The 5076-nt window shown below is 47.7% G+C and carries 3 protein-coding genes; all 3 read right to left on the reverse strand.

Features of this window, described 5'->3' with window-relative positions:
• Positions 1–2034 (reverse strand): GEVED domain-containing protein (locus ACOJS8_RS09085; RefSeq protein WP_420148222.1); only part of this gene is annotated, 2034 nt, incomplete at its 3' end.
• Between the two features lie 201 nt (positions 2035–2235).
• On the reverse strand, positions 2236–4209 hold the full coding sequence (nagB, locus tag ACOJS8_RS09090; RefSeq protein WP_420148223.1) for a glucosamine-6-phosphate deaminase: 1974 nt from the start codon (positions 4207–4209) through the stop codon (positions 2236–2238).
• Positions 4210–4352: 143 nt separating this feature from the next.
• Positions 4353–5076, reverse strand: a 724-nt coding sequence (locus ACOJS8_RS09095; protein ID WP_420148224.1) for a Gfo/Idh/MocA family protein, incomplete at its 5' end; no start/stop codon positions are given.

The following is a 5076-nucleotide window of genomic DNA, read 5'->3' on the forward strand; positions in this document are numbered from 1 at the left end:
ACCGGAATTTGGTTGCGAGTCAGGGTCTACGGCGTTGCTACTTATAATCTGGGCAGCATTAATATATGTACCAGGTAGAGTTGGCTGAAGTTGATAAGTGAACGTAACGGTTTGTCCCGCACCCAATGAGATGTTATTCGATCCACTGACCACTGTAGCTCCCCCAGTAACGTTTGGATCTCCGTTAACAAATACCAGGCCTTCTGGCAGTTTATTCTGCCAATGAACACCATCAGCAGCATCAGGACCATTGTTGCTCACACTAACTATATAAATAACCTCCTGATTAACAGAGGGCAACATTCTATCCACATTCATTGAAATACTTAAATCGGCTGCTGGCGGCAAATCAACCACATTCAATACGTAATCCTCTGTCTCGCCATACGTATAAGCTCCGCAGGGATCGTTTGGAATCGTAGCATGAGCCACAATTACCCGTATGTCCAACGAACCGACCGTCAAGCTGGAAGGAAGCGTAAGGTTGCTATCAAATTGATTCGTTACTAGGTTTGGCGTTTGGTACATGAGTTCTCCCCGGCTGGCGTCAAATAAACCATCCCGGTCCAGATCCGCCCAAACTGTTACGCCCACCTGCAAAGATGAGCTAAGTAGCGTACCCGAGACGGGAAAAGTTGTCCCAGCCACAACCGTTGTTGATGACGTAGTAAATTTACCATAACCGTTGGGTGAGCATCCTGAATTCTGGCTTAGTAATACCCCGTTTATAGCGACACTCGATAAACCATCATTGTATGCACATTGGTGGATATAACTTGGATTACACGAAGCACTTCTGATACTAACCACCGGGCTTATACCGCCAGTCGTTACGTTTGACGGTTTAACTCGGTAGTAATACACTGTGCCGGGGCTTATTTTCGAATCGATAAACGTGGTTGTATTCGGCCCTACTCCGCCAATGGGCACAAAGCCGGAATTGGCTGCCAGCGAACGTTCGATAAAATACCCCATTTCGTTGACTGCGTTGTCCTGCCAGTTTAGCACAATAGTATTATTACTTAATAAAGCCGTTACGTTACTTGGTGCCGTAACCACCGTTGGCGGGCAATCCAGTGTGTAAGCCGTATGCGATTGACGTAATGCCAGTGCAGCCTGCATCCGATCGTATTGCCCGGGGGTAAAGTTGTGCGAACAGGGAAAGTAATAAGACATAATGTTTGATATGGAAGGCGCATAGTGCTCTCCATTAGCATCAACAGCCGTACTATTTGGATTGTATTGCGGACAACCATCTACGAACGTCAGACTAGCTCCCGGCTTATTATACGGATCAGCTGGCGTATCGCAGATGTAATCTCCGGCTGTCGTACAATTGGCGCCTGGCCCCCGTGTAACCAGTTCTGCTGTAGTCCCAGACCCAAGTGTGCCACCGCCACCCAGTTCGCCAAATGTATGCACCAGATTAAAGTTATGACCCAGTTCGTGAGGAATCAGGCGATTTCCCATATCATTTTCATTCCAGTATTCATTGAGAATAAAGGATCGGGTTGAAGCCAGACTATTTGAAGGGTAATACGCATAACCGCCTGCGCCCGACGCAAATGAATGGACGTAATACTGATTCATGGCGTTAGTGGCGTCATGCCCCTGAGTCACTAAAGTCTCATTGTTATAGCGATCATATTGCTGATCATTGTCAACATAATCAGGCGAAGTTCCGCAGAAATAGAATTGAATACCGTACCCGTTCAACAGATAATAACTGTTCGTAATCGCAATTACCTGGTTTATGCTTGACAGCGACATTCCCCCTGTGCCATCGCTTCTACGTAGTATATGGGGGCGTATAGGTACGTATGTTATGCTTGTAAAAGCCCCATTGTTTGCCTTTTTCAGGGCATACGCCTGGTCAGCTTGCTGATCAACAAGTTGGCGTTGATGATTATTTAAACCTAACGTACCGCAATATACGGATGGGGGATGCGGATGGGCATGATCTTGAGCTATCAACCGTGTGGAGCATGTAAGAATCAGTATGCCTGAAATAGCGAATGGCAAAAGATTTTTCATAAAACAAGCGATATGACCAACAATCACTCGCATTAAATGACCTATTCAATCTCATTAATGACAATTTTATTTACAATTCCACACAAAAGTTATACATAATAAATTAAATGTCAATCTTTTCATACATTTTATTTACAAAAAATGGCCCGGATGTCTATCCGGGCCATTTTTTGTAAATAAAAGAATTTCTAGACGATAGCTTTAAAACCGCCAGCGGACAAACGCTTCCATAGCTTCATATTCAGCTAAACCAAGGCGGTTGTAAATACCCGCCGTACCTCTGTTACGTTCTTCGGCACGTTGCCAGAACTCACGGGAATCAGTTCCCTGATAAACAACGCCGTCTTTCTGGGACTGGTGCTTAAAAATACCAAGCCGCTTTTTCATCACCTGATCGGGCGACATTGGTACGGCCATTTCAATTTCGCTGACATCCCATTCGGCCCAGGCACCGCGGTAAAGCCACACCCAGCAATCTTTCATGAAATTTTTATGCTTCAATCGACGAACCGCTTCCATGATAGCATCCAGACAAACCTTGTGCGTACCGTGTGGGTCGGCCAGGTCGCCAGCTGCATAGATTTGATGGGGTTTGATTTCTTCAATCAATGCCATCGTGATTTTGACATCTTCTTCACTAATTGGCTTTTTCGCAACGGTGCCGGTTTCGTAGAAAGGCAGATTCATGAAGTGAGCATTTTCAACCGGAATTCCGACGAAACGGCAGGTAGCCTTTGCTTCCCCCATACGAATGAGTCCTTTAACGTAGCGAACCTCTGTCGTATCCATTTCGCTGTCTTTCTTTTCACGCAGTGAGGCAGCCGCATCCTGGAAAATCCGGGTAGCTTCGGGACTGTCGATTCCGAATTTGGTATTGAAATCCACTACGTAGTCAGCAAAACGGAGTGCTTCATCGTCAGCAACGGCAATGTTTCCGGAAGTCTGATACCCCACATGAACCTCGTGGCCCTGGTCGCGCAGCCGCTGGAACGTACCACCCATCGAAATAATGTCGTCATCGGGGTGCGGGCTGAAAATCAGGCAACGTTTTTGAGCCGGAAGCGCCCGTTCAGGCCGATTGATGTCATCGGCATTGGGTTTACCACCCGGCCAGCCAGTAATGGTATGCTGAAGCTGGTTGAAAACGTCGATGTTAATGTCGTATGCCTGACCGTACTGCGCCAGCAAATCACTCATACCGTTGTCATTGTAGTCGCGGTCGGTTAGTTTGAGAACCGGTTTACCTAGCGCAAGCGACAGATACGTAACGGCTTTCTTTTTCATCTTGTTGTCCCACACTACCGAATCCACCAGCCAGGGCGTTTTCATACGGGTCAACTCAGAAGCAGCCGCTTCATCAATCACAAACAAGGCATTCGGATGCGTTTGCAGATACGAAGCGGGGTTCAGTTCGGTTACAAGTCCCTCTACTGCCCCACGGATCACAGGCGCTTTACGTTCACCCCAAGCCAGCAACACAATTCGTCGGGCGCTCAGAATACTGGCAACACCCATCGTAATAGCCTTGCGTGGCGTTTTAGGTAATCCACCAAAGTCACCAGCCGCAGCAGCCCGCGTTGAGTTGTCCAGCATCATCAGGCGCGTGTGCGAGTTGATGAGCGAACCTGGCTCGTTGAAGCCAATGTGGCCATTGCCACCGATCCCGAGCAATTGAAAATCCAGACCACCAGCAGCTTCAATAGCAGCTTCGTATTGCCTGGCAAACTCAGCAACTTTATCTGTCCGTATCGTACCATCCGGTACCTGATAGTTATTCTGAGGAATGTCTACGTGATCGAACAATTGTTCCCGCATGAAACGCCAGTAGCTCTGTAGGGAGTCGGGCTCCATCGGGTAATATTCGTCCAGGTTGAACGTAACGACATTGTGGAAGCTTAACCCTTCCTCCCTGTGCATCCGAATCAGTTCCGCATACACGGTCTTTGGCGACGAACCGGTTGCCAGACCCAATACGCAAGGCTTTCCTTCCTTTTGTTTCTGGCGAATCAAATCAGCAATTTCCTGAGCCACTGCCCGTGACGCAGCTTTGGCATCAGCATAGATGTGCGTAGGAATTTTTTCGTACGTAATGGCCGACTGAATAGGGCCACCCGAAGACGGCGTGCCTGGCAACTGCCCGTCTGGGTTATCGAGTAGAGTGGACTCCGTGATCATGCGTTATGCAAAGGAGAGATTGTTTTGAGACTGTAAATGTCGCAAAAAATCAGGGAGTTCACACGAAACTGATCCACCGTTTAGAGGCAATGGACGATATTTTTAAAATTTTTTATTAATTGGTCTCTCCAGTCGGGATTTTCTCATTCATGTGCCATCTGATTAGCCGTCGTGGCTACCTCAAGCGACTCCAATCCATTTTCTTCACGGATGATCCGATGCGTTCCTGGGTAGTGGATGGCGCTAATCTGATCACGAAACATCAGCCGCAGGATTTCACTATAGATGTGCTGTTTCTCGTCGCCGAATCCAAATTTGATTTCTACCTGCTGATAAGCGTCAAATTCTTTGTGCCGACCACGTAACGGCCTGTCTTTGCCACTGATATTAGCTGTTACGTTCAATTGAGCGCCCGGAAACAGATCCATTAACGCACGGGTCGTTTCTTCATCAACAGCACAGCGCATAACCATCCGGGTAGGCACCCACTCAAACAGAGTAATATCACCCCGTTCGAAGAGAAGCCGCATTTCCTGGCGATCCATGCGCCCCGTCTGCGTGAAACCGTGATAGAAATTGACCAGTTTTCGGCCCGTTATATCATCACCGTATTCGACTGTGGCCTGTACCTGATCTTCAATGTCATTACTATTTGGGCGCTTGACAGCCTGAGCCGCTTTTACGGTACCCTCTCCTAACCAGCCTGCGAACATGTCGAAAAAGTGTACGCCGTGCTCAATAAAAATTCCTCCGCTTTTACTACGGTCCCAGAACCAGTGTTCGGGAGAAAGGCCTTCATCACCGGCGTAGTTTTCAAAGTAGCCATGCAGAAACTCACCAAGCAGGTTTTTATCAATCAGATGCTTA

This window comes from Spirosoma sp., assembly GCF_048594605.1.
GTDB lineage: Bacteria > Bacteroidota > Bacteroidia > Cytophagales > Spirosomataceae > Spirosoma.

Coding starts and splice junctions, on each gene's coding strand:
- nagB (WP_420148223.1), bottom strand. CDS start 4,209: ATGATCACGGAGTCCACTCTACTCGATAACCCAGACGGGCAGTTGCCA.